22 protein-coding genes and 1 pseudogene are annotated in these 25,785 nt (G+C 41.0%); 11 read left to right on the forward strand and 12 right to left on the reverse strand.

From position 1 onward, the window contains the following. The first annotated feature begins 95 nt into the window (after window positions 1–95). Entirely contained in the window at window positions 96–902 is an 807-nt protein-coding gene (locus L3V36_RS14240) for a DUF2989 domain-containing protein (RefSeq protein ID WP_208775008.1), read from the forward strand. Window positions 903–1,045: 143 nt separating this feature from the next. Here the strand turns inward: L3V36_RS14240 and msrB are convergent, their stop codons facing one another. After that, the gene (gene msrB, locus L3V36_RS14245) at window positions 1,046–1,483 is read right to left on the reverse strand and encodes a peptide-methionine (R)-S-oxide reductase MsrB (protein WP_017079511.1); all 438 of its coding nucleotides are present in this window, start codon (window positions 1,481–1,483) and stop codon (window positions 1,046–1,048) included. Between the two features lie 319 nt (window positions 1,484–1,802). On the opposite strand from msrB, the gene gap reads away from it, so the two are divergent. The 8 genes from gap to L3V36_RS14285 all read left to right on the forward strand — a co-directional run bounded on the left by gap (window position 1,803) and on the right by L3V36_RS14285 (window position 12,807). Further along, window positions 1,803–2,798 (forward strand): type I glyceraldehyde-3-phosphate dehydrogenase, encoded by a 996-nt coding sequence (gene gap, locus L3V36_RS14250; RefSeq protein WP_026012234.1) that lies wholly within the window; start codon window positions 1,803–1,805, stop codon window positions 2,796–2,798. Window positions 2,799–3,085: 287 nt separating this feature from the next. Then, window positions 3,086–3,970: a D-hexose-6-phosphate mutarotase gene (locus L3V36_RS14255; RefSeq protein ID WP_054542244.1), complete on the forward strand. Its 885-nt coding sequence runs from the start codon at window positions 3,086–3,088 to the stop codon at window positions 3,968–3,970. A 298-nt stretch (window positions 3,971–4,268) separates the two neighbouring features. Next, window positions 4,269–6,305, forward strand: coding sequence for a methyl-accepting chemotaxis protein (locus L3V36_RS14260; protein WP_004734098.1), 2,037 nt, complete (start codon window positions 4,269–4,271; stop codon window positions 6,303–6,305). A gap of 193 nt (window positions 6,306–6,498) precedes the next feature. After that, window positions 6,499–7,314 (forward strand): 23S rRNA (guanine(745)-N(1))-methyltransferase, encoded by an 816-nt coding sequence (gene rlmA, locus L3V36_RS14265; RefSeq protein ID WP_208774994.1) that lies wholly within the window; start codon window positions 6,499–6,501, stop codon window positions 7,312–7,314. 75 nt (window positions 7,315–7,389) lie between these two features. Beyond that, complete coding sequence (locus L3V36_RS14270) at window positions 7,390–8,349, forward strand: ChaN family lipoprotein (RefSeq protein WP_208774993.1); 960 nt, start codon at window positions 7,390–7,392, stop codon at window positions 8,347–8,349. A 253-nt stretch (window positions 8,350–8,602) separates the two neighbouring features. Beyond that, complete coding sequence (locus tag L3V36_RS14275; RefSeq protein ID WP_004734101.1) at window positions 8,603–8,956, forward strand: hypothetical protein; 354 nt, start codon at window positions 8,603–8,605, stop codon at window positions 8,954–8,956. A gap of 193 nt (window positions 8,957–9,149) precedes the next feature. Next, a complete protein-coding gene (locus tag L3V36_RS14280) occupies window positions 9,150–11,036 on the forward strand; it encodes a BCCT family transporter (protein ID WP_017079506.1) in 1,887 nt (628 codons plus the stop codon). 193 nt (window positions 11,037–11,229) lie between these two features. Then, window positions 11,230–12,807 (forward strand): alkaline phosphatase, encoded by a 1,578-nt coding sequence (locus L3V36_RS14285; protein WP_208774992.1) that lies wholly within the window; start codon window positions 11,230–11,232, stop codon window positions 12,805–12,807. A gap of 378 nt (window positions 12,808–13,185) precedes the next feature. On the opposite strand, the gene L3V36_RS14290 is transcribed toward L3V36_RS14285, so the two are convergent. The 9 genes and pseudogenes from L3V36_RS14290 to L3V36_RS14330 all read right to left on the reverse strand — a co-directional run bounded on the left by L3V36_RS14290 (window position 13,186) and on the right by L3V36_RS14330 (window position 22,748). Continuing rightward, window positions 13,186–14,292 (reverse strand): SAVED domain-containing protein, encoded by a 1,107-nt coding sequence (locus tag L3V36_RS14290; RefSeq protein WP_208774990.1) that lies wholly within the window; start codon window positions 14,290–14,292, stop codon window positions 13,186–13,188. Beyond that, the gene (locus tag L3V36_RS14295; protein WP_208774988.1) at window positions 14,282–14,773 is read right to left on the reverse strand and encodes a Mov34/MPN/PAD-1 family protein; all 492 of its coding nucleotides are present in this window, start codon (window positions 14,771–14,773) and stop codon (window positions 14,282–14,284) included. Before L3V36_RS14295 ends, L3V36_RS14290 begins: the two co-directional genes overlap by 11 nt. Beyond that, window positions 14,763–16,469, reverse strand: coding sequence for a ThiF family adenylyltransferase (locus tag L3V36_RS14300; protein WP_208774987.1), 1,707 nt, complete (start codon window positions 16,467–16,469; stop codon window positions 14,763–14,765). Before L3V36_RS14300 ends, L3V36_RS14295 begins: the two co-directional genes overlap by 11 nt. Next, window positions 16,466–17,554 (reverse strand): nucleotidyltransferase, encoded by a 1,089-nt coding sequence (locus L3V36_RS14305; protein ID WP_237296681.1) that lies wholly within the window; start codon window positions 17,552–17,554, stop codon window positions 16,466–16,468. Before L3V36_RS14305 ends, L3V36_RS14300 begins: the two co-directional genes overlap by 4 nt. A 244-nt stretch (window positions 17,555–17,798) precedes the next feature. After that, window positions 17,799–18,131: pseudogene (locus tag L3V36_RS14310) on the reverse strand (recombinase family protein); the annotation flags it as partial. 180 nt (window positions 18,132–18,311) lie between these two features. Beyond that, window positions 18,312–18,956: a hypothetical protein gene (locus L3V36_RS14315; protein ID WP_208774985.1), complete on the reverse strand. Its 645-nt coding sequence runs from the start codon at window positions 18,954–18,956 to the stop codon at window positions 18,312–18,314. Then, entirely contained in the window at window positions 18,947–20,155 is a 1,209-nt protein-coding gene (locus tag L3V36_RS14320; RefSeq protein ID WP_208774983.1) for a nucleotidyltransferase, read from the reverse strand. The genes L3V36_RS14315 and L3V36_RS14320 overlap by 10 nt, the downstream gene beginning before the upstream one ends. Window positions 20,156–20,158: 3 nt before the next feature. After that, window positions 20,159–21,292, reverse strand: coding sequence for an SAVED domain-containing protein (locus L3V36_RS14325; protein ID WP_208774981.1), 1,134 nt, complete (start codon window positions 21,290–21,292; stop codon window positions 20,159–20,161). Between the two features lie 226 nt (window positions 21,293–21,518). Further along, complete coding sequence (locus L3V36_RS14330) at window positions 21,519–22,748, reverse strand: DNA sulfur modification protein DndB (protein WP_208774979.1); 1,230 nt, start codon at window positions 22,746–22,748, stop codon at window positions 21,519–21,521. A 134-nt stretch (window positions 22,749–22,882) separates the two neighbouring features. Here L3V36_RS14330 and L3V36_RS14335 point away from each other — a divergent pair, with 134 nt between their 5' ends. Both L3V36_RS14335 and L3V36_RS14340 read left to right on the forward strand, forming a co-directional pair. Next, window positions 22,883–24,055 carry a hypothetical protein gene (locus L3V36_RS14335; protein ID WP_208774977.1) on the forward strand — a complete coding sequence of 391 codons (1,173 nt, stop codon included), beginning with the start codon at window positions 22,883–22,885 and terminating at the stop codon, window positions 24,053–24,055. 189 nt (window positions 24,056–24,244) lie between these two features. Continuing rightward, entirely contained in the window at window positions 24,245–24,448 is a 204-nt protein-coding gene (locus L3V36_RS14340; RefSeq protein ID WP_208774975.1) for a hypothetical protein, read from the forward strand. Between the two features lie 262 nt (window positions 24,449–24,710). On the opposite strand, the gene L3V36_RS14345 is transcribed toward L3V36_RS14340, so the two are convergent. Then, window positions 24,711–25,316, reverse strand: a complete 606-nt coding sequence (locus tag L3V36_RS14345) for a hypothetical protein (RefSeq protein ID WP_208774974.1) — start codon at window positions 25,314–25,316, stop codon at window positions 24,711–24,713. Continuing rightward, window positions 25,316–25,747 carry a diadenylate cyclase gene (locus tag L3V36_RS14350; RefSeq protein ID WP_208774972.1) on the reverse strand — a complete coding sequence of 144 codons (432 nt, stop codon included), beginning with the start codon at window positions 25,745–25,747 and terminating at the stop codon, window positions 25,316–25,318. The genes L3V36_RS14345 and L3V36_RS14350 overlap by 1 nt, the downstream gene beginning before the upstream one ends. Window positions 25,748–25,785 lie beyond the last annotated feature (38 nt).

Here is a 25,785-nt window from a genome sequence, read left to right on the forward strand (position 1 = left end):
ACAATTTTCACCAGAAAATAACCCGTAACAGAATTGAGTCAAGAACCTGACCGATAATAAGTGCATTCGATCACAAGTGAAGGAATATGAAAATGATGAAACGGTTGGCGATTAGCCTATTACCTTTCACTCTGGTTGGGTGTCTTGAAGGAAATAAAAATACCGATCAACTCTGTCAAAGTAATCCGGGGCTGCAGTGTGAGGAATTGAACATGAACGATGGGCAATGTCGCGTCGCACGTACCGACCTCATCTGGCATCGATTTGAAGTTCAGAAGCAGCCCTCCGAAGCCAATAAGATTAAAGAGTTCAAGTTAGTCACTGCGTACAAAAAGTGCCTAGAGCTTGCGGCGCAGATCGAGACGATTGATCAATCTAAGCTGCAAGAGCGTCGCTTTACTTCTTTAATGCACAGCATCGAAGAGTCTGAGCGTATTGTAGATGAACTATCACAATCCAATACACCGGAAACGCTTTACTTCTTGTGGTCACAAACCGGGGACACCAACGCCAGACGCAGTTTCCTACAACTAGAAGGGAAAGAAGTGTTAAATACGGCAGAAATGCAATATGCCTTAGCCACCTTCTATACCACCCGCGATCATGCAAAAACGCTTAAGCTACTCAATAATGCGTTAACGCTTTCAAATGGTTCGGTCGTCAACACTGAAATCTTCAAGTCGATGGCCAGTATCAACCACAGCCTTGGTCATATGGAAAAAGCGTATGTGTGGGCAATGGTTGCCAAAGACTTTGATGTGCCCATTGCTTCTGAAGCTGAGCTCACTGTGCTGTATCGTTTCGACAAACCTCAATACAAGCAATTCAATGATGATGCTGAAAAGATTGTCGAAGCCATTGAAGACGGCGTTTACACCGCGTCTATAGTGCCGAACTATTAGTTTTGATTTCTTCATGCACAAAAAAAACAGCTACTTCATGGTAGCTGTTTTTATTTGTACTAGAGTTAATTCTGAAATCTTGGGTTGTTCAATAGTCCTTAATCGACAAGTACGACCTGTAAGGATTAAACAATTGTGACAAGTTATTTCGTACTTTTGTCATTTTTGTTGAAAATTAACGACACAGAATTAACACAGAATCGCTCACCTGTTGTCTGTGGGCCATCAGGAAAAACGTGACCTAAATGGCTATCACATGCAGTACAACGGATCTCCACACGCTTCATTCCGTGACTTAGATCTTCTATATAGCGTACTGCTTCATCATTCACTGGAGCATCAAAGCTTGGCCAACCGCACCCTGAGTCATATTTGTTATCCGACAGAAACAAAGGGCTTTCACAGCATGTGCAGCTATAGACACCAGTGTTATGGTTGTGCAGTAACTTACCGCTATATGGGGCTTCAGTACCACGTTCACGGCACACAGCAAATTCGTCGTCCGTTAGGCGCTCACGCCAGTATTCATCAGGCTTTATCATATTTCCTCCCTTTTGAACCACGTTAATATCTCTCCACATTCTCTGTTATTATATTTACTTTTTTCTATAAAGGCTTGCATATCAGTCGTTTTGTAGCACATACTTTCTCACCAGGAAACATTGTACATATACACTCATAAGTGAATCATCATTTAGGGGTATTTTACCCAACTGGAAGGGTACAGAGCCACTTGCAATGGTCAATTTTCAACCACTTACGCCCAATTGTTAAGAAAAGCGTCGCTTTTTTTTGACATTAAACAAGTTAAGTCGGATTATCTATTGCAGATGTATACTGGATTCTGTAATTTTACTACCAGTTATCTTTAATCAGAAATTAAGTTGTGGAGCAACTACAATGACTATCAAAGTAGGTATTAACGGTTTTGGCCGTATCGGCCGTTTCGTATTCCGCGCAGCTCAAGAGCGTGCAGACATCGAAGTAGTAGGTATTAACGATCTAATCGACGTAGAGTACATGGCATACATGCTTAAGTACGACTCAACTCACGGCCGTTTCAACGGTACTGTTGAAGTTGAAGGCGGTAACCTAATCGTTAACGGTAAAACTGTACGTGTTACAGCTGAGCGTAACCCAGAAGATCTTAAGTGGGATGCTATCGAAGTAGACGTAGTTGCTGAAGCAACTGGTCTTTTCCTAACTGACGAGACTGCACGTAAGCACATCACTGCTGGCGCTAAGAAAGTAGTTCTTACTGGTCCTTCTAAAGATGCAACTCCAATGTTCGTAATGGGCGTTAACCAAGCATCTTACGCTGGTCAAGACATCGTTTCTAACGCTTCTTGTACTACTAACTGTCTTGCACCTATCGCTAAAGTACTTAACGATAAGTGGGGCATTGAGTCTGGTCTTATGACTACAGTTCACGCTACTACAGCAACTCAAAAAACTGTAGATGGCCCTTCTGCTAAAGACTGGCGCGGTGGCCGTGGTGCTTCTCAAAACATCATCCCATCTTCAACTGGTGCTGCTAAAGCTGTAGGCGTTGTTCTTCCAGAACTAAACGGCCTTCTAACTGGTATGGCTTTCCGTGTACCAACTGCTAACGTATCTGTAGTTGACCTAACTGTTAACCTAAAAGCATCTGCATCTTACGAAGAAATTTGTGCTGCAATGAAAGAAGCTTCTGAAGGCGAAATGGCTGGCGTTCTTGGTTACACTGAAGACCAAGTAGTATCACAAGATTTCATCGGTGAAGTTCAAACTTCAGTATTCGATGCTAAAGCTGGTGTTGCTCTAACTGACAAATTCGTTAAAGTTGTATCTTGGTACGACAACGAAATCGGTTACTCAAACAAAGTTCTTGACCTAATCGCTCACATCTCTAAGTAATTTCTTTTTAGAAATAGCTTTAGATAAGCATTAGCGAAGACTGTTTTGAGCAGACTTTGAAAAAGGCGACCTTAGTGTCGCCTTTTTAATACCCGCTATCTTTTAAACGGCTTCGCCCCCGATCGCCAAAATGCCTTGGCTAGTCACACACTAAAACTTAACCTAAACCTAAAACTTAAGTCAAAACGCAAAATTTAATTCCAATACTGGCTCTGCTTGTCGCTCATAAAATCACAAGCACTGTTCTAGCCAGCATTTGAATTCAATTTCCTTAGAAGGATCATGTAATGGATTTATCTACTCTGCCTACACTGACAGTACTTTCTGACAACGTGACTATCGTTGAACACGAAGGTGTAAAATTGGTTCGCGTTATCCACGATAAAGCAAACGCAGCCATTTCATTGTTTGGAGGCCATGTGGTGTCATTCCAACCACAAGGTCAACAAGACCTTATTTGGATGAGCCAACAAGCTAAATTCGATGGAAAAACAGCCTTACGTGGTGGTATTCCAGTATGTTGGCCTTGGTTTGGTCGCATTGCAGCACCGGCACATGGCTTTGCACGTTCAAGCGAATGGCAATTAGTTGAGCACCGTGAAAGCGAAGCGGGTGTGATTGTAAGCCTAGGCCTAAAGCCGAATGAAGAAACTCTGGCAGTATGGCCGCATCAGTTCGATGCACGTTTAAATGTTGAGATTGGTGACCAACTAAAAGTAACTTTGGATGTGAAAAATACAGATTCACAACCATGGACTTTCTCTGGAGCACTGCACACTTACCTAAACGTTGGTGATATTCACAACACAACCACAACCGGTATGGGTGCTGAGTACATTGATAGCTTGCAAGGTGGCAAGATCTGCCAAGGTGGTTCTGAACTAGTACTAACCGACACGATTGACCGCGTTTACACGCAACCAGAAGCGCAAATCTTTGTTGCTGACAAAAAGCTGGATCGCACGCTAACAGTTGAAAACCACGGTCATAACTCTGCAGTATTGTGGAACCCGTGGGCGGAAGGCGCAACAGCTATGGGCGACATGCAAGACGACGGTTACCTAACCATGATGTGTGTAGAATCAACACTACACGCACCAAGCCTAGAAGCAGGCAAAACGCTACAGCCTGGCGAAAACCACCAGCTGATTACGGTAATTTCCTCAAACTAGGCCTCTAGCGAGTTCAATTAGACATAAAAATGCAGCTCATAAAGCTGCATTTTTTATTGCCCCTAACCTCACACGTACCGTCCAGTAATCAACGTCTTAACACAAGCCAGTAGTCCATCGCCTCTTCGTTTAAACCCACGCCACGTGGTTCTCATCACTCTAGTTTATAAATATAACTATCAATTCATTAATTATTATCAATTACTGCCGATAAATAAGTACCTATGATAGAAAGCTCAATAACAAACTTCCTTAAAACCACTTAACAACACCTCAATGAAGACAGGATAGTGAATTCATGTTCGAGAAATACAAAAATCAAAGTGTTGGCTTCCAACTTAAGTTGGTCATTTTGCTGTGCTTGCTTATCGCCTTTGGTTCCATTGCAACACTCGTGTACCGCAATGCCTCACAGGTATTATTAGACAACACGTTAAAAGAACACCAATCCAAAGTAGAAGCGATGGCCAAAACCATCTCTGGTCAGTTTGATGCTTACCTGCATACCGCTAAAGTTTTAGAATCCACTTTTCGTAACGGCTACCTAGCAGGTGTTTATGTTGAAAGTTATGACGTTGAGTTCAACGGTCATTCTATTCCTAACATGACTCAATACGGTGAGAGCCTAATCAATGACACCAAACTCGTCGATAGCTTTACTCGCGACACCGGCGCCGTAGCGACCCTATTTGCCCCATTTGGCGACGACTTTATTCGTGTCTCTACGTCTCTTAAAAAACCTTCAGGCGAACGAGTCGTTGCGACCACGCTAGGGAAAAATCATCCAGGCTATAGCAAGCTCAAAAATGGCCAGCCTTATTACTCTCAAGTTAAGCTCTTCGGTCAACGCTACATCACCTACTATGCGCCTTTGACCAATGCTCAAGGCAAAGTAAACGGTGTCTCTTTCATTGGTTTGCCAGTAGAAGAGGCGACTCAAAGCCTGTTTGAATCTCTACGCTCTGTTTCTTGGGGGGATACGGGATACACCATCATTGTTGATAATGAGAAAGAGCATCAAGGCCAGTACTTACTGCACCCAACTAACGTGGGCGGTGGTAAATCGATTGTTGATGTTGCTGACTATGACGGCAACAAACCTTTCTATCAGATCTTTGAACAGCCATCAGGTCTAATTCTATATCCATACAAGGTTAAAGAAACCGTTGGTGAGAAGTACCTTGTCTACACTGAAGTTCCCGGGTGGGATTGGAAACTGCTTGGCGGTACTTTTATCAAGGAAGTGACCAAGGGCAGTGATGAATTACTCAAGCTCATCGCTATAATTGCTACCTTGATTGCTGCCGCTACCATCGTCGCGTTAACCTTCGTGTTAAACCGTACACTGACGCCACTAACGACGTTAAACGAGTACATGCTGCGTTTAGGAAAAGGCGAAGTGAGCCTGCATATTCCAAACAATGGCAAGCAGACGAAAAACGAGATCAGCAACCTAAATACCGGTGTTGCGAACATGGCAGCTCAATTGAATACACTCGTGGGCGAGATACGTACGACCAGTGACCAAGTACAGAACAGCTCAAGCAGTGTGTCACAAGATGCCAGCCACAACTTGAGTCAATCTGATCGCCAGCAAGCACAGGTTGAGCAAGTCGTTACGGCCATTGAAGAGATGGCCACCTCTGCAGAATCTGTAGCGCAGCAAGTGAACAGCATTGCTGAAAATGTTCGCCTTGCAAATGAAGACAGCCAGAAAGGTTTAGAAGTCGTTGAAGGTGTGTGTATTGATGTTGCCCAGCTGAATGATCAATTAGACAAGTCAGCATCGGCCATCGAACAAGTGAGTTCTGATAGCGAAAGCATTCAAACCGTCACCAAGATGATTGATGACATCGCAGAACAAACCAACTTACTTGCGTTGAACGCTGCGATAGAAGCAGCACGTGCGGGTGACCAGGGTCGTGGTTTTGCCGTTGTCGCTGACGAAGTAAGAACATTGGCTCATCGTACACAAACGTCAGTGCAAGACGTAGTGAGCATCATCGAGAAGTTAAAATCTTCCACTAACAATGCCGTAAACCTGATGACACAAAGCCAATCGAATGCCAACCAAGTACTCGATAAAGCGCAAGAAGCCGGTACGGCTCTAGAGTCGATTGCCTCTCAAGTTGAATCTATTGCTTCTCAAGCTGAAACAATCGCTGCGACATCAGAAGAGCAAGCTCAGGTTTCTCAAGAAATCGCTGCAAACGCACATGCGATCAGCGACCTCAACCAGCAGAGCCGTGAAACGAGCGCTAAGACCTCTCACAGTGCTGATGAACTTCAAAAACAAGCTGAGTCGTTAAAGAACCAAGTTAACTTCTTTAGCTAGAAGCCGAGTTCACTGTTTCTATCAGTGACTTGCTCATAACCAATAGAGCCAACCATACGTTGGCTCTATCTCTTCACTAACTGGCTCTACCTATTCACGGATTGCCGTTAGCCAAGACAGCTGCGTTTATTCTAGCGCCCCACTATGCTTCCTGTTAAAATTTTGGACTTGAAATTTCTACCTCGAGTTTGCAATGACTTACCAATGCCCTTTGTGTCACCAACCTTTATCTCAAAACGATCGTACGTTTAAATGTGAGAAGAACCATCAGTTCGACCTAGCGAAAGAAGGCTATGTCAATTTGATGCCAGCACACCACAAACGCTCAAAAGATCCAGGTGACAACAAAGAGATGATGCAGGCTCGTCGCCGCTTCCTTGAAGGCAACCACTACAATCCAATGCGCCAAGCCGTTGTTGGTTTATGCGCTAGCTATCTGCCAGAAGAGGCTCCTAGCCTATTAGATATTGGTTGTGGCGAAGGTTATTACACCAACGAAATTGCGGTAAACCTTCAAGAAAAGAATGGCGCTACTTTTGGCCTAGATATCTCTAAGATTGCTATCAAATATGCCGCTAAACGCTACCCAGCGGTCGCCTTCTCAGTCGCTTCGAGTCATCGCCTACCCTTTGCTGAAAATAGCTTAGATGGCATTCTACGCATTTACGCGCCTTGCAAGGCAGAAGAGCTGCAACGCACGATCAAAGACAATGGTGTGGTGATTACCGTGACACCTGCTAGCCGACACCTGTATCAGCTGCGCGATGCGATTTATGATGGCGTTCGTTTGCACGATGAAGATCCAGAAGTGATCGAAGGTTTTACTCTTGAGCACCAAGAGCAACTAAACTATATGATGGAACTATCGGGGTCAGACGCATTCGACCTGCTACAGATGACGCCGTTTGCTTGGAAAGCGAGTGAAGAATTTAAACAACAACTCACCGATGCAGAGCAATTCAACTGTGAAGCTGACTTTATGCTACGAGTGTACCGCAAACAACTTTAATTGATATTGATTATCGTTTGCATTGAAATCTCATCTTGCCTCCTTTAGTATGCGTGTTCTTCAAGGAGGCATTTCATGCAACGTATTATTCTTATCGGATTAGCTACCCTGCTTACAGCTTGTGCTAATCAACCTTCAAACAGCACTTCTCAAAAAGTGGCTAACACGCAAACGCAAGCCGTTTCCACATTCTACGACTACCAATTCGCGTCTCCACAAGGTGAAGCGCTTTCTCTCAATGCATTACCTAAACAGCTGATTGACGCTGATGTGGTTCTTATTGGCGAATGGCACACTCACTCGGCAATCCATCGCTTTCAAACAGACTTCTTAAAAGCGCGCCGCAATGCCACATCAAACATTGCGCTTTCAATGGAACAATTCACTCGAGAGCATCAAAACACATTAAACCAATATCTAAATGATGAGATTGGCGAACAAGTTCTTATGTCTCAAGCGGCTGCTTGGCCAAATTACGAAAGTGATTACCGCGCGTTAGTGGAGTTCGCTAAAACCAACAACGTCGATATCATTGCGGCAAACGCACCAAAACCCTTTGTACAGTGTATCGGCCGTAAAGGATTATCCTATCTAGATCAGCTAACGACGGAACAACGTCAATGGATTGCTTCAGAAGTGGATACTGGCGATAGCCCTTATAAAGAAAAGTTCATGGCTTCGATGCATCACGGAACACCAGAGCAAACAGAAAAACAGTTTGCGGCTCAAGTCACATGGGACGAAACCATGGCAGAGTCGATTGTTGATTACCTCGCATCAAACCCAGACCAACAAGTGATTCATGTGGCCGGTAAGTTCCACACCGAAGGTGGTTTAGGCACGGCAGCATCGATTCTACGTCGTAACCCTGATTTGAAAATTGCCATCATCAGCCCAGTTGAAGAGATCTCATCGGATAGCAGTGACTATCAGCTTGAAGTTCTCTCGCCACCGGCTCGCTTTGTTAAGAAAGAGAACCGAATGAAGGCATATAAGCACCTATCTAAGCGCGGAGCCGATCTCAAGTGCGACTAAAATCGCTATCCAGACTTAATCTTATTCAAGTTTAGGTCTGGCATGCTATAAGTCTGGCAAACTAAAAGCTTATTCAATCGCGCCCTAAGATAAATATTGATATCGGCATAGGAATTGCTTAATTACCAAGCAGTTTTGATTAAGCAGACGAAGATATATTGTGCGAATAAAAAAACATCACCACGGTGATTAAATGCACAAGTTTTTCACACCTCTGCCGATACTCTATTTAAGGATAGGTAAGGAGAGCGATATGACGCCAGTAGGAACGAGTAACACTCAGCTGTATTCACCTTCGCAAATGAACGCACAAGCTAAAAGCATTGAAGCTGACAAGCCTGCACCTCTTAAGGTTGAGCAAAATACCGTTAAGCTTTCCGATGAGGGCAAAGCCCTATTATCTGCCCTTAAAGAAATCGATAAAGAAGCCAAGAAAGTCGAAGCTGAAAACGCGACCGTTACTGATAAGGTTGAGTCATTTGCTCACGGCGCATTAGGTATGGATCACCCAGATAAGATTGAAGAAGAGGACGATGGTTCTTATTCAGCAGGGCAATACTTATCCGCAGCGGCAACGGTTGGTGGCATTCTTCTCGCTCTTATATAACCTTACTTTCCTTTACGGCATTCCTTTCACTGCACCACGTGCATTGTTTGCACAGCACTGCTTACATTGTCCCTATTGCTCTGAGCCTCTTTCATTGCAAAAAATCGATTTGTCGTCACGACAACACACCTGATTTGTCCTAAAAAACGAGTTCACGACATAATTCCGCTCTCATTTTAATGGAATAATACTCGTGAAAAACTCTTTTGCGCTTATTGATAAGCCAACCTTTTTTGGTGCGATAGCACTCCTACTCACGATCATCTTCCCGCTGATTATGTTCCCGACGCAAGGAGCAGACTGGATCGCGGTCGCTAAAACCTTTATGACAGACCAACTTGGTTTCTTGTACCTAGCGCTTGGACTCGCAGCTTGTGCCTTCATGGTCTACGTTGTGTTCAGTGATATGGGACAAATTAAACTGGGTGAAGCCGATGAAGAACCTGAATTTAAAACCGCTTCATGGGCAGCAATGCTTTTCTGTGGTGGTATCGGGGCAAGTATCTTGTATTGGGGTTGTATCGAGTGGGCTTACTACTACCAATCACCGCCTTTTCAACTAGAACCCGGCAGTGAAGAAGCCGTTCGTTGGGCTGCGACCTATGGTTTATTCCACTGGGGTCCAATTGCTTGGTCTATCTACCTAATCCCTGCTATTCCAATTGCCTACTTTTTCTATGTACGTAAACAACCTGTACTAAAAATTTCTAGCGCATTAATGCCAGTATTGGGTGAACACCATAGCCGCGGCGTTGCAGGTAAAGTTGTAGATATCCTATTCATCTTTGGTCTATTAGGCGGCGCAGCAACAACGTTAGGTTTAGCAGCACCTCTTATTACTGAAGGCCTTAACCACTTATTCGGCCTACCAAAAAATAACGTCACTCAAGTTATGGTGCTTCTGGTTTGTACTGCGATATTCGCATACTCATCGTATGCGGGTTTGGAAAAAGGCATCAAGATCCTCAGTAACATCAACTTCTGGGGCGCAATGGGCTTATTGATATTCGTCCTAATCGCTGGCCCAACGATTTTCATGCTTGAAACGGGTCTAGACTCGATTGGTCGCCTATTGTCTAACTTCTTTGTGATGGCAACGTGGGCTGAACCATTCGGCGGCTACGGTACGTTCGAAAATACCCATTTCCCACAAGATTGGACCATTTTCTACTGGGCATGGTGGCTAGTTTTTGCACCAAGCATGGGCCTGTTTGTTGCGCGTATCTCTCGCGGCAGAACCATTAAACAAATGGTGTCAGGCTCTATCTTCTTTGGTTCATTAGGCTGTTTCTTATTCTTCATGATCTTAGGTAACTACGGTTTATCCCTACAGTTATCTGGTGAGCTAGATGTCGTTGCAATCCTAAACGAAGAAGGCGCAACCAAAGCTATCTTCTCGATGCTGGCACAACTGCCAATGAGCACGTTAGTGATCGCCGTATTTACACTGTTGTGTATTATTTTTACGGCGACAACCTTTGACTCTATATCTTACATTTTGGCTTCTGTGGTTCAGAACAACGTGACCGAAGAGCCAATGCGTTGGAACCGTATGTTCTGGGCATTCACACTGTCGTTCTTACCAACGATTCTGATGTTCTTGGGCGGTCTAAGCACGCTTCAAACGGCTGCGATTGTTGGTGGCTTACCGCTACTGGCTATCTCTGTGATGTTGATGATTTCAGCCGTTCGTGCAACGAGCCTCGATTTACGTCACCAAGAGAGTTACATCGAGCCGACGATTAACATCGAAGAGCTGCCAGACATGGATCCATGGTCGGCAGAAGGGATGGCACTGGCACAGTTCGAGAAAGAGAAAGACGCAGCACAAGAAGCCGCAGAACTTGAACGTGAAGCTTATAAAGCCCTTGCTGATGTGAAGAAAGAAATCCGCGCTTATGTTCTTGAACAGGGTGCACAAATGGAAACACATGAGCTTCCTGAAAACCTACAACAAGCACTTGAGCAGGCTGAAAACAACCTAAGCACAGCTCAAGCGAAAAAAGTTGAGTTATCAGAGCAAGCTCAGAAAGCTCGAGTCGCGTTCAATCAGGTGGTTGCAGAACTGCCACTTGCTTGACATTAGCCATGACACAGTCCATTTATTTGGACTCTCCTAAATACGACAAAGGCTCACAGAAATGTGAGCCTTTTTTTAGGCCTTTCTAAAAACTTGAGTTATTGCTCAATTTCATATTGATGAAACAAATATGAAACGACTTTGACACAAATCGGTGTTCTAATCATCCCGCTTATATAAAAAGGGATAACTAATGAAGCACTTTATGAAACCAATTGTTACCGCAGTGGTAACCTCTACACTCTCATTCAACGTACTTTCAGCAGAAATCAAAAATGTCATTCTGATGATCGGCGACGGCATGGGACCTCAGCAAGTTGGCTTATTGGAAACCTACGCAAACCAAGCGCCAAATTCCATCTATAAAGGGAACAAAACGGCCATTTATCAACTTGCTCAAGAAGGGGTTATTGGTTCATCCCTAACGCATCCGGAAGACGCAATCGTAGTGGATTCAGCTTGCTCTGCGACCATGCTTGCAACGGGTATCTACAGCGGTTCAGAAGTGATCGGTATCGATTCCCAGGGTAACCATGTTGAGACAGTACTTGAGAAAGCGAAAAAAGCAGGCAAAGCGACCGGCTTAGTTTCCGACACGCGCTTAACTCACGCGACCCCTGCTTCTTTCGCCGCTCACCAACCTCACCGTTCTTTAGAGAATCAAATTGCATCTGACATGTTAGCAACGGGCGCTGATGTGATGCTCTCTGGAGGACTACGTCATTGGATCCCTAAATCGACCAACGACAAAGGTGAAACCTATAAGCAACTTGAGAAACTGACTCAAGGTGATGTTTATCTCAAATCGAAGCGTAAAGACGACCGTAACCTGCTGACTGAAGCAGAGAAAGGCGGCTACCAACTGGCGTTTAATCGCAACATGCTAGACGATGCTAAGGGCGATAAACTACTTGGCCTATTCGCCTACTCAGGCATGGATGATGGCATCGCTTACAGCAACAAGAAAAAGAGTGGCGAACGAACTCAGCCAAGCCTGAAAGAGATGACACAAAAAGCACTCAACATCCTATCCAAAGATGAAGATGGCTTTTTCCTAATGGTCGAAGGTGGCCAAATCGACTGGGCGGGACACAGTAACGATGCAGGCACCATGCTGCATGAACTGCTCAAGTTTGATGAAGCGATCCAAACGGTTTATGAATGGGCAAAAGATCGTGAAGACACGATCGTGATTGTGACCGCAGACCACGAAACAGGCTCTTTCGGTTTCAGCTACTCTTCTAACGACCTACCAAAACCACAGAAACGTTCTGGCGAAGCCTTTGCTGACCGCGACTATGCACCCAACTTTAACTTTGGCGCATTCGATATTCTTGATGGTTTATACAATCAGAAGCAAAGCTACTACGGCATGATCAGCGAATTTCAGAAGCTAGATAAATCGCTGCAAACACCTGAAAAACTGGCTGAGATCGTCAACAAGAATAGTGAGTTCCCTATTACAGCGGAACAAGCGAAAAACGTATTAGCCAGTAAGCCGAACCCATACCGATTGGCTCAGCACAAATACTTGTCGGCAGAAGAAGTGCCTGCTATCAACGATTTCGATGCTTTCTTCCCATATAACGACCGTGGCAACCTACTTGCTCGAGAACAAGCAACCGGTCAAAACATCGTTTGGGGTACAGGTACACACACTCACACACCAGTGAACGTGTTTGCTTGGGGTCCTGCTGAAAAGATACTGCCAGTTTCGAAAATCATGCACCACTCAGAACTGGGTGAGTACATTAAACAACAAGTAAACTAGCCTGAATCTTTTTTGCTCGTTTAACTTTAGCGCCCTTCGGGGCGTTTTTTGTTTTAAGCTTTTAAGCCTTTAAGCCTTTAAGCTAAGTAAGTGAGTGAGTAAGTGAGTTTTAAATTTAGGCGACGTCAAATAGCAAAACAGCCGCTCAAGAGCAGCTGTTTTTAGGATAACTAGCGATTCGGGTGATTCAGGATTCGCAATAATTAACTAACAATGTTGAGAATATTGAGAACTCCTTTTCCTATCGAGACTAAGGTAGATCATTGGCAAATTTCCTATGGAGAAGATTAGTTGAGAAATTTAAACAAAAATTCTCAACTTAATTGAAAGTAGAACCGTGCTGAAACATTAAATCTATCTAACATTTAATGAACGTGCTCATATCGCTTTTTCTGTAAATCGTCCGCTTACTAGCTCTAATGAGTTAAAGTACTCTGCTCCCAATGAGGATATCTCTAGTCCCCAATCATATAACCCTTCTTCCGCATTAAAGTTGTGAAGTACCCACTTCCGATGCACACCTTCTTGATATCGTTGTCCTATTGCTATAGCTAACGAAGATTGCACACTTAAGAAAAAATGTATTCGCTTTACATTTTTTCTTTGTGAAAGTTCGTCAACTATTGAAGAAATGAAGCTTGCCGCTTCACTAAGATTTTCTTGATTTTTTATCAGGTTTCTTTGGGGGCTAACGTTTGATCTTATGAAAAGTGTATGCCCATTGAGCTCATTAGGGATCACTTCCTTATCAATTTCACATGTAAATGAGACGGCAAGTGCAATGTCTCCATTAGCATTTGCAGTAACACAATTGCATTCAGACGCATAAGAAAGCTCAGTTCTCTCTTCGTTTAAGAGTATCCACTCTCGCTGCTCTTTATGAGATTTGTCAAAAAAATGAACGTCGATGCTTGTGTTACGAAGTAGTACTCCATAAGAGACAAGAAATGGAATTCTCGCCAGCCCACCAATGTACAGTTTTCTACAATTTTCTTGAATTATAAATCTATTGAAAATATTAGCGGTTAATTCGGCATTGTAGAGCCTTAACTGCATCTTAATGTCTTCATATGTACTAGAAGGAACGCCAAGTATTACAGGCTCTCGAAACGATTCTTTTTCAGCGGGATCAAGAAGATTTTCGGGAAACTCCAAATTAGTATTTGGCATTGAAGATATTAAAACCTTTGCAGTGCTTCGTGAGGTATTTCTCCATTCTGAGTAGATTAATGCTATACCCGCTAAAACACCAAGTATCGCTAGACCACCAGACAACATCGAGTACTCTTTCTTAATATAAGAAATACTATTGATAGGTAGATCGAAGATAAACTCCACAGTGAAAAGTCCAACGTTAGCTAGCGGGACACCTACTGAAGCAATAATGACCCCTGTCCCCCACTTAGTTCGAGGGTAAGACGTTTTTTTCGCATTCCAAAAAGTTTTCCATAACCATTTAATTTTATCCCAAGTACTACTTTTCAAAGGAATACTCTCCTATAAGTGAAGTTCTAAAGGATTCATTGTCTATAACCCAAAGACGCATTTTTCTTTGACCAACGATAATAAACATCAAGTGCGTTCCCTCATATTGCCCTTGTTTTAACACTTTGACCCAATCACGTTTATCTTCGTTTGAGTAATTAGGTATAGGCTCTGGGTGTGTATGCCAAAGCCCCACTAAATAGGCATTGCCGTTGCTAGATTTCCATTTTTCATTTAAGAGATGGTTATGAGCACTAGACCGATAAAAGGAACACCTAGAACGTCGGTCAGTTGGCTGCGGGGTGGTTAAATCGCTAGATTGCATTTTATCTGAAGTATGTATGCAACCAATAAGTGCGCCGCCAGCTTCTAAGTCTTGAGATCGTAACTGACGATGGCTTATCAACGTATCTATAACATCAGCTTTAATTTCAAAATCACCATATTCTTCTGACTCAATAAGCCAGTTCTCAGCTTCCATTGTCACAACACTTGCACCCATTATTTCTTGTTAAAGTCACGTCTTCAGACAATGCCATTGTTTTGAATCTATTAGTTGTCAGTAAAGTACCAGAGTCAGTACCTCTCCACGATGACACGTGTGACGCAATAGTGCCAAACGTCAAAAATGTAATTGCTTGTTGAGCTGCTAATGTCGCTGTTTTAGTGGAATCTAGATAAGAAAATGGTGTAAATACACCGGCACAACCAGTTAAGTTTCTAGATATGGGCTGCCCAAATTCTACTAAGTGGATCGAAGGGTCGGAATCACTATTCCCATAAAAGACACATTCTAAACAAACCTCTTCTAAGTTTAGTGCAATGGAATGTCCACCATAACCATGGGGCTCATTCCAACAAAAAATAACATTGTTAAACTTATGTTTCTTCAAGTTACTGTTAATCAACAAGCTAGTGGACGGGTTACCAATAGCTACAATAACTAAATCTACTCCTGTAATAACACTTTCTATGTTCTCAACTGAGAGTGCATGAGGGAAAGTTTCTACATTAATATGCGGGAGGTTTACCGATAGTTCCTTAGCTAGTGCGCTAACCTTTGAATGTTTCCGAACCTTTCTGTCTCTGTCTGATGGCTTGAAGTTTAAATAACGACCTCCTAAGCTATGCCTGTAGATATTGTCTGCATCAAGCAGATCTCCATCAACAAGCTTAAGAGATCCAACGCCTGACTTAGCAACTAACATGGTCACTTCACTACCAACAGATCCGCACCCGATGACCGCTACTGACTTATTGTTTAGACTTAAACTAGCTCCACCTCTTTCCAATAAGTATTCTTTGTTGTGCCTATTTAGCAAAAAGAACTTGATTTTCCAATCTGCATCCCACTCTAGCACTGGATGAAACGCTGGATTTTTAGAGGTAAATTGGCAAAGAAATTCACTTCTACTTCCATCACTTCTTGGCATACTTAACAAAATAAAATACTGACGATGCCTTTTAGAGCTATCACCAATGAGCTCGATTAGTGTTTGTGTATTTTCTTCGGATATCTGCTGTTTTATTTCCGAAATAAAACGTTGTGGGTTTTCATCTGACGTTGGAGGAACAACTGGGGTCATCAAAGGAATGTGGACAATTTTCACCAACTGGTGTTTGCTAAGCACTTGCGTATTACTGAAAGAACTTGAGATATCGTTAAAGTTTTTCGCGATAGCAACTGGATAGACATCGTAAGGTGCCAAAAAGTTGATTGATGGCGCAATACGCAGTGTCAAAAATTCAGCCTGCTGACCAGCCCGAAAGAAAGAATTAACAGTATCAACACCGTGAATAAAACCTTCTAACTCATCGTAAAGTTCATCTTTAAATACTCTAAGAGAAGAACGATCCAACGTTCTCAAAGTTTGAAGAAGGAAAACCTCAATAAGTTCTTTGGGCGAATGGTAGTCAATTAAGACAGTATCCCCTTCTTCAAGGCATACCGTCCCACTGACATTAACATGTGGTATCTGACCTATGTACTCCTTATTCAACAATGTCACCAAGGGTAAGCTAAATGGAAATGTTGAGTAAAAACTTAAACGGACGCTCCACACAATGGAGCGTCCATGAAGTTCAAAGTCATAGGTAGTATCATCAACTTGCTTTTTCGAAAGAAGCTGCTTGAAAAAAATGGCATCAATCAAGTCAGCTATTTTTTTCGGCGTCATGCACTCATACCCGTAGGTAGATAAGGTTGCTTACATGATTTAACTGCATCAGTAATTACAGGGAAATCACCAAAGACTTTATTTAAAATCTTAGTACTCTCTGCAAGGCTCTCTTCTTGATTTGCAGCTTCCAAAGCTTCAACCAATTCGTCAATTTTATTGTAATAATTATCAAGTTGTTTTTTCGTCATCTTATAATAGACATTTTTATAAGGGGCTACAGGTAAAGGAGCTTCCACAACTTGATAAAACGTTAGATCTTCGATACTTAGTGATGATGTAAAGCTGTCTCGAATGCTTTTTGCAATACCAATAAGACAAGAGAGGTCATCCTCACTCTTGTAGACAAAAGCATTTCTAGCTTGGATAGTTAAACCAATTGAGGGTGGCGCTATATTACCAATAGAGAGAAACTTGTTATTTTTCCAACGCTTAAGATATCTTACACATCTTCTAAATTGGGCTCGTTGCTCTTCATCATCAGATACATTTTTAACCCACTGCTTTAAACCATCGGGATCTGATTCATACCAAACATGCTCTGAAGACGTTTCCTTACCCCATGCTATATGTAGATTTCCATTATTTTTAGCATAGACAGGAAGATCAACATGGTAGCCATTAGCATAGTTAACACTGATACACGGACGGTTGTAGGACACACTTCGGTTATGTTGCTTATTAAGCTTATTTCGAACAAGTTTCTTCAAAGCTCTAGAATCATAATCTTCAATGTTGATATCAAATACGACACCTACGTCAATATCGTAATCACCATCTAGAGGCTTAACTCCTGTATGCATCGCATAAGAGCCTTGATCAATCTTTGAGAAGGTCAGCTTCTTATTAGTATTCGGAACTTTTTCGTCAGAGAGTGACTCATTAAGTTCATTTATCAGTAAGTCTCGCTTATCGCGCAACGTCTGATTTTCTTCATATGTACCTAGTTTAATTTGATCATGATAATCTAAAAATGCTTTTTGAACATCAGCCATTGCAATCTCCACAATAAAACACTCACCATAAGTCATATTATACGTGGGGGCTTTTGTGACAATTTCAACCCGTAAAGGACTGATTTTCATAATGATTAATCACTCAATAGCGAGCTATCCTCTATTCAGATAGACTTGAACCTGGAGTTCAATCAATTTTACTTTCAAGCTCACTAGTGCTACTGCTTAAAGCCCTATTGAGAGTGGGTCGACTAACTCCGAAATGTGCTGCCACTTCTGTTTTTGTCAATGATTTATCTAAACATCGCTCTAGATTTTTAATATCAGAGGCTCTTAGCTTTGCTTTTCACCCACCTTTGAGCCCTCGGGCTCTCGCAGCATTTAAACCTACTTTAGTTCTTTCTGAGATTAATCTGCGTTCAAACTGAGCTATCGCCCCAATCATATGGAATGCTAGGTCACCTGTAGCTGTTGTCGTATCGATGTTTTCATTAAGACTAATAAGCTTAAAATCTTGCTGCTTGAAAGAATCCAGTAATTCGATTAAAGACTTCTGCCCAATCTATCAAGACGCTGAACGACGCCGTTTCGACTTACCGCTACACTTTTCTATATAAACTCTCTCGCAACCTGCCAAATATAACGCATCAACCTGAGAGCTTTCATTTTGATCGTCTGTACTAACACGCGCATACCCTATCTTCAGATCACCACCATAAGAAAACGTACGTTAAGTTTACATAGATTAATTTACGAGTTTCTTTACATATTATCCCTCTAATTAGAAATCTATGAGGCAAATTTATACTTGTAAATAATATGCTCGTTTTTTTACGTGAAAGAGCAACGGTGGGCCTAAAATGAAGAAAGCCCCTTGGGGCTTACGCTATGATAAACGGGACTTCAAATTTCTATACCAACTTCTTGGTAAGATTTTTCTCTGTTGGTTAATCTTATAGTGAAATCTACAAACACCTAAACGCCTGCCACATTCACAAGGGCATGGCCTCTTGTTAGCTAGCCGCTTTTTCATTACCAATGAGTTGAGGCAACCTAAGATCTGAGGTTCATTTTGGACACCAAAGATATCGCCAAAATCTTCCAATTCTCCAGCATTTCCATGCTTTAGCTCACCAAAAACAAAATCTATATTATTCATAATCTTAAGAGATACTGCATAGATATAAGGAATGAAAAACTTCTTATAGAAAGTATTAAAGTTCGGTTCTTTACGGATAAATGTTTCAATACGAAATGGAGTCCCCAAACATAGCGAGCCATCAGGGTTTACATGAAAGTCATCCCTTTTCGGCACAAACCCTCCTACCTCCTCAAAAATAGGAGAAGAAAATGGAAACTGTTCGGGAATGCTCACTTTGATCTCAATAAGTCTACTGACTTGAGGAAAATGCTTGAATTGATGACTCAATTTAACTTTCCCTTTCAACTCTATAGACTTACCCTTTGATGTTGGTAGAACGTTCATCAAAGGGTTTTCGTTCAAAAAATCATCTAAACCAATTATTTGCAAAAATCACCTCGCCCTTTGCTCCAAGGCTTTGAGAAAGGCTCGCTTACAATTTTCGGCTGTGACGCTATGGCGTCAGAGGTTAAAGGAATCGACAGTAATGATGCTAGTTTGTGGCTTTCAAGGGACACTGATAAATTCTTCGCAAGAGACTCTGAGATCATTTCAAGCTCATCGGACTCCAACAAAAAATCAAAGTCACGGTTCACTTGATTAACCCAATTATGAAAATTTTTCTTTAACTCAAGATCATTGTATGCAGACATCGACCACCGATCAGCAAAATTTTCTTTAGGATTCACAGGGTTTAGTACTTCGTTCGAATCGGTATTAACAAACTTTTTCAGCCCTAGTAAAACTTCTTTAAGCGCAGACTCCAGCAAACTACTACCTGAATATGCAGATGCAGCTAATGTAGTAATAATAACTGAAATTGGTTTGCTGTCTGAGTTATCTGCAAACATTTTATCACGATGTCTCTTAAGTATTTGTACAACCCTTTGCAAAGGTGTTTTTATCTTGTAAAAGGGCACTTCATCAACTTGAGCTGATTCGCAGGCAACCTTTAACAATTCGGTTGGATGCATATTGTTCTCAAACCATTGTGCATACCCTTCAGGGTTACTGATCAACCAATCAGACACTTTCTGAGAATAATTAGGATGCCTATCATCAGTTATACCTACGGCTAATTCTGCAACTTTTTGAGCTAAAGACTCAACAATTCCGTAGCTCTCCATAGCAACAACAAGTGATTTCTTTCGAATTTCACTCTCAGGTACACAAGGAACAATATCCATATGAAACTTTAAGTTATCAGCGTACTCTAGTCGCCAACAACGATGTTTTGCTTCTACGGGTTGCTTAATGCTTCGCGCATTACGATACAACTCTAACTCAGTACCTATTAACTCTTTCAATTCCTGTTGTGTATGTGTAGTAGAGTCAATACCAGAACGTAAATTACAAGCAAGATCTAAATCGTACTCTTCTAAACCTGATAGCGGCTTAATAGCTATACCTAATCTAAACGAACCTTGAGGGAAAATATGAGGGTCACAATCGGCACACGAAGAATCTTCCCTACCTAACCACTCGCCTATACTTTCATAGCGACGTACTGCTGTTTCATAAGCTGAATTAGGTAGATCTAGATCATCAACAAGCTGACTTAGTAGTTGTTCATTATCACGTTTGTTCATTCCTTATCCTTCCTCGTTTGTTAACACAGAGAATTGAACACTGTCACTATTCGGGCTGAGCTCGAAATACCATGGATAGTTCTGGTTCTCAAAGTGATAAATTTTTATAACTTTTGGTAAGTGATTTTGATTCATATCTGCACCAAGTCGCGTTATGAATGATGCTTGACCAGTTATAGATAAGTGGAGTTCTTCCAAGTTCTTGTAATGAGTTAATATGTCATTATTAATTAACTCTCTAATTTCACAGACTATTTTAACCTGTTCTTTCTCCGAGAAAAGGTTCCCGATTGACTGGTTCTTCAATCCAATTTGATATACAACATCAACACCAACCTTCTCCAAGAAGTTTTGGGGATTAGATGGAATAGACAACTCAATCGACAAACCTATCTTAGTCACGTCTTCAGGCGTAGTGACATGTTCAGATTGAATAACATTAACCTGTCCACTGATAGACTGTCCTCTAGTCCTTTGGTCTCTGCAATCTACCCAACGACTTTTTTCTGCTTTTTTAGAATCTCTGTTCCAACAGTAGTAATGAACTAATCTTCTATTGGCAACAAGGAACCCAAGAGAAAAACAGTGTGGAACATGAGCTAAAGCCCCCATAGCTAACGGATGATCACTCTCAAAGTCGTTAATTTTGACTAGATCTTCTTGAGCAAACTTAGACAAGGCTTCAGTAGATCTTGTTAGCCAGTCTGTGCGACTCTCTCCAGGTTTTGTCTCCAAATACAGAGTGTCATGTATACCTGATGATTCTATTAATGATGGAAATGACTTAGACAAAGTAGGGGCTTTGGCAACTGCTAAGCTCCTGAGATCTATACTTTTTGCACGATTGTCTTTTGACGCTTCTCCCCAAAGGTGCTCATATATTTCTAACAATATACCAATAGCTAGACTAGCTAGACCTAAACACGCAAATCCATTAATGATAAAAGGTAAAACAGGTGAGCTATTACTATCTGCGCTTAACGTAAAGCCTTCATAGGAAAAAGAGCCTACCAAAGAACCGAGCCCTAAAAACAGACTTGCAACGCCAATGCCTACTTTCATTAGGTATCGAGCTGATGATAGCCTCTTTTGCGCAATCACATATCCAAAATCCAACACTACGTCTAAATTAGGCACAGCCCAGTCTCCATATAATATAAATAATCAACATATTACATATGGGACAGAACTTTCATTTTCAATACTTCTGTATGATTTTTCTTTATTTAATATACCCTTAACAGAAATGATATGCATTTAGTATTATAAAGGATATACAAGTAAATCAGTTATACAAAATCAACGAATGGGATAGTAATTATAATAAATCCTTCCAACTAACCTGTTGGGTAACGGAAGTATTTTAGCCTTCTGAATAAGACAACCCCACTTTTCGGCAAAGGTGAGCTGCAAAATGACGACGGGATGACGCCCCTCCAGTGACAACTTTGTATGTACCATCTTCAGATTTAGCTAGGCATTCACAATCATTCCAATGAGGTGCTGTTCTAGAATAATCAAGTTGACCCAGTTTTTTGGCAACGTTGTAAATTACATTTATTCTCTCTGCGGTTCCTAGTGTGTTGCATGTATTCCAAACTCGATGGAATACCAAACCCAAAGCCTGAACCAACGTCGTAACCAATTGAAATCCCGATCGGTCTTCTGAGTACTGCTCACCTTGATTATCAATCCATGTATCGAAATACATGAGAAGATCCTTTTTTATTACATTAATGTGCTTTTCGGAAAGTAATGAGCCATCATTCATCTCCCTAACCCCCCTTAATTTAGTCTGTAATTTATATCCGCCTACAGCTCCAAGTACAAATCGTGTTAACGTATTGAGCGTAATAATAAAATCTGTTTTGTCGGATACTCTTGACGATTCTTCATCCATCCCTCCATGAAGTACAACCTTATCTAGGCGGCCAATATCTCTAGCACACGCAATAACATCATCTGTTCTAGCTAGTTTCATTAGTTTATTTGTGGACATTGGTTGATGTTGTCCATTTACATCTGCAAATATTTGGGAGAAATCATCAGCTTCCAGTGCGCGATCAACTCGAAATATAAATATCACTTGGACGCTAAGCTCTGGAAGTAATTGAGAAAGTTCAACTCTGCGCTTCAAGCGACTATCAGAATCTAAACTACGCTTAACCGTACTATTGTCATACCCTCCGATAATAGTCGCGCATGTAGATAACCTATTTAGTCCATCTACTATAAAATTATTATCAGGCTGAACTACTAGGGCATCATTATGCATTGGGTCATCTGACAGCGTGCACTTTACTTCTGACATACAGCCGATCAGAACAGGAGGAATAACCCCTCCGACAGACGTAGAACCAGTAAGGTGCTTGAAGCAATAATCCTCAAATCCATTTCTTCTTTGCGGAGTCACTACCCGTTGAATTTCCTTGTACAAAACCTTTAGATGTGGGGGAATCAAATCGAAAGAACATGCTCGGAGTAATTCAGCAACTGGCATCACCGTTGACATCGTATGTATCTCATTAAAACCCGTATGCGTGATATTCCCAAAAATACTCTTTGTCGTTACACCAAAGCGCTTTAATTCCATGTCTGTACCCACAATAAATCTCTCTTTTTCACCAAAAATAATCGAGCACATTCTTGATCGGGGCGACGCCCCGATCAAGAGTTTTGTATGCTTTTTTTGTACACTTCAATAAAAACAATACGTTAATATATAAAATGAATAATAATGAAATCTCACTCAAAGGCTTAGTTGACACAAACCAAACTGCTGGCATATCTAGATTTCAAGCATTCATCTCTGTATCACGATTGTTGAAGATCTTGCCTGAGCAAGTAACACATTTTGATTTTGTTTCAGGTAACTTTCTGCGTTCAGTAAATGTTCAGCGTCAAGAAGACATATCTAAATACATAAAACAAAGTATTGAAACGAATGTTTTTTTTGATATCCCTCCTGTCTCACTATTTATCGGTAGCATTACAAAAGAAAAAACTATTTTAGAAAATTACAAACAAATCACTTTCAAAAAAGATTCAGCTTTTCTTGTAGAAGGATTTCACAGTATTAGCTCTCTATTTACCCTATTAGGTAAAAGCTGCCCATTTACACAGGAAAAACGTAAGGTCGGTTGGGCTTTAGATGTTGCGGATACAAACAAACTCCTGAACTCAGAGTTAAGAGTAATTTTTCACTACTCTCCTCAAGTAGAAGTTCCAAGTATTCTGATCAGTCAGCACTTTCTAAATATGAATACTCTCGATACAAGAGTTTATTCTCAAAATATCATAACTTGTACTGATGATGGATCGCCATTAGTAGTTGGCGCTAACGAGTTAGCGTCACTACTAAAATTAGGTGAGTTAGGTGGCGTATCAAATTTAAATAAGATTACTAAATCAGATAGTTATGTAACAACTAGGCATACTCTTATACACATCATCTTAGCCACGTTATCGGGAAGAACGGCGAGAATAGAAAAGCGTCTGCCAACTAAGCTTTCTGATAAGCGAGAAATTACCCCTCAATTAATCTCCGAGACAGTAAAATTGATAACACCCTTCATTCAAGGATGGCTTTCTGCTCTCAAAAGTGATTTCATTCTAGAGAAAAGCGGCTTTCAAAACTCGATGCAGGTTTGGCAAGCTCTTGGTCTCGTAATACACCATTTACTGAACTCTGGTGTTACTTCAAAGGAAGAGCTCTACCAAGCAGGGGAAACACTATCACAATTGGATTACAGTAAGGACGCACTTCATTGGTCTGAGTGCGGCGCTCTCAAAAAAGATGCAAGTAATACTTATTGGATTAATGCTACGGGTGGCGGTCGAACATTTCGCGATAAAATGGCGGATTACTTTATCCAAACAATCGAAAAATCAAAGAAATAAAGTTCCACTATGCTTCCAGCTTGATTAAATTTCAGTAATTAGCAGCTAACTATTCGAAATAGCACCATTGTTAACTGTTTACAAACATGAATGACTGAACCATGTTTCTTTGACAGTAGTGATCTTTGTATAAGTTTATGCTAACTGGTAATGATAAGATTCCACAAGTGGCGTTAAATGGAATCAACAATGGCAAAAGAAGTTAAAAAATTCACAACAAAAGAGCTTGGGAGACATTATGGCAACGCTATGGAAAACTCTTTACAAAGGAATGAAGCCGAAGGTGAAATTAAAAGACGTGAACTGAGAAACAACAATATCCAAACATGGGCTATTGTAATCACATGTATCTTAGGTTTGGCTACATTTGTAGCGTCTCAAATTATTAAATAAAGATGACTCGTGTAACATGGTTATTGCAGAAATAAAAAGAGAACAAGATATTTTGTGCTGTTATATATTTAAACAGTGTGGAAACATTGACCATACAAAATCAGACGGAAGTGACAGTTTTGATTATATTGTGTGACTTGATCTTACACCTACAATACACCCTCACCGCTTACTCTTGGAAAGAAGTCATTTAATAGGATTAATCTAAACGACTTACAATTAGTTAAAAAAATCACTTTGAAACTTTAAGTTTATGTTAGATTTATTTAACTTTACGTTTGAACACATAATGTCCAAATGTTTCTCTATTTGTAAAATAGTTTCCAGACAGCTCATCATTACTTTCCAAACTAAGGTGCAAAATTGCAGCACCTTCATGTGATTGCTTATGTTCTTTATTATAATCACTGTTAATTGCTTTTGATTCTGAACTGTACATGTAATAAAACGATGCTTGATCAGATTCAGGGTCTTTAAATGGTTTTACCAGTAATGTTTTTGAACGTGACTCATCTGTTTCCAGACTTACACTGAACGTAATAAGAGATTGTTTTATAAAAACTTTACCTAACTTTATTCCTTGCACACCATTCCAGTTCCAGTTAATCTCGGCAAGCCATTCACCATTTAGGTCAGGAAAAAACTTATCGTTTAGTACAGGAAACCATTTCCATACTTTTCGCCAACCTGAGGAGAAAAGATATATTAAAATAAACTCAACGATCGTAGATATTGAAAAAATAACCTTCATGTCACTTATGTTTGAGATACCTATTGCTGGTAATATTTTTGCGATTGTAACTACAATCAACGAATATATTATTGAAAATATGATCAATAGTTTTGTTATTGATTTTGTATCTATCATTACTTGCTTACCAACACAGGGGAGCCGTTTTCAAAAACCACGATTCCATACGAGTTACTTACAACAGCGGTTAACAACACGCCTTTAACTTTTGAGCCCAACAATGCCGCTACATATCTAGTACCAAAGCCACTTTCATTATCAAACTTCACCTCAAAATCAACAGGAGGAGCAAAGTACACATTTCTATGTGTTATTTTGAACTCATTATTGATCATGTTAAAGCCATCGTGGTGGGTATTGGTCGCCAAACTACTTTCCAAAATGGTTGTATATACATCATTATTACCATGCAATTCAGAAACCTTACTCATGTTGAAGATAGGCAAATCACTCAAGTCGTCATAAATGATGATACCTGTTCCAGTAAAGGAATTACCTGGAACTTCTTTTTTTAATTTCTCCAACAACTCAAATACTTTGTTTTTCAAGTAAAATCCTCTACTAAAATCTAACGCCACGCTAAGTA

The sequence above is a fragment of the Vibrio sp. G-C-1 genome (genome assembly GCF_021728015.1).
GTDB lineage: Bacteria > Pseudomonadota > Gammaproteobacteria > Enterobacterales > Vibrionaceae > Vibrio > Vibrio splendidus.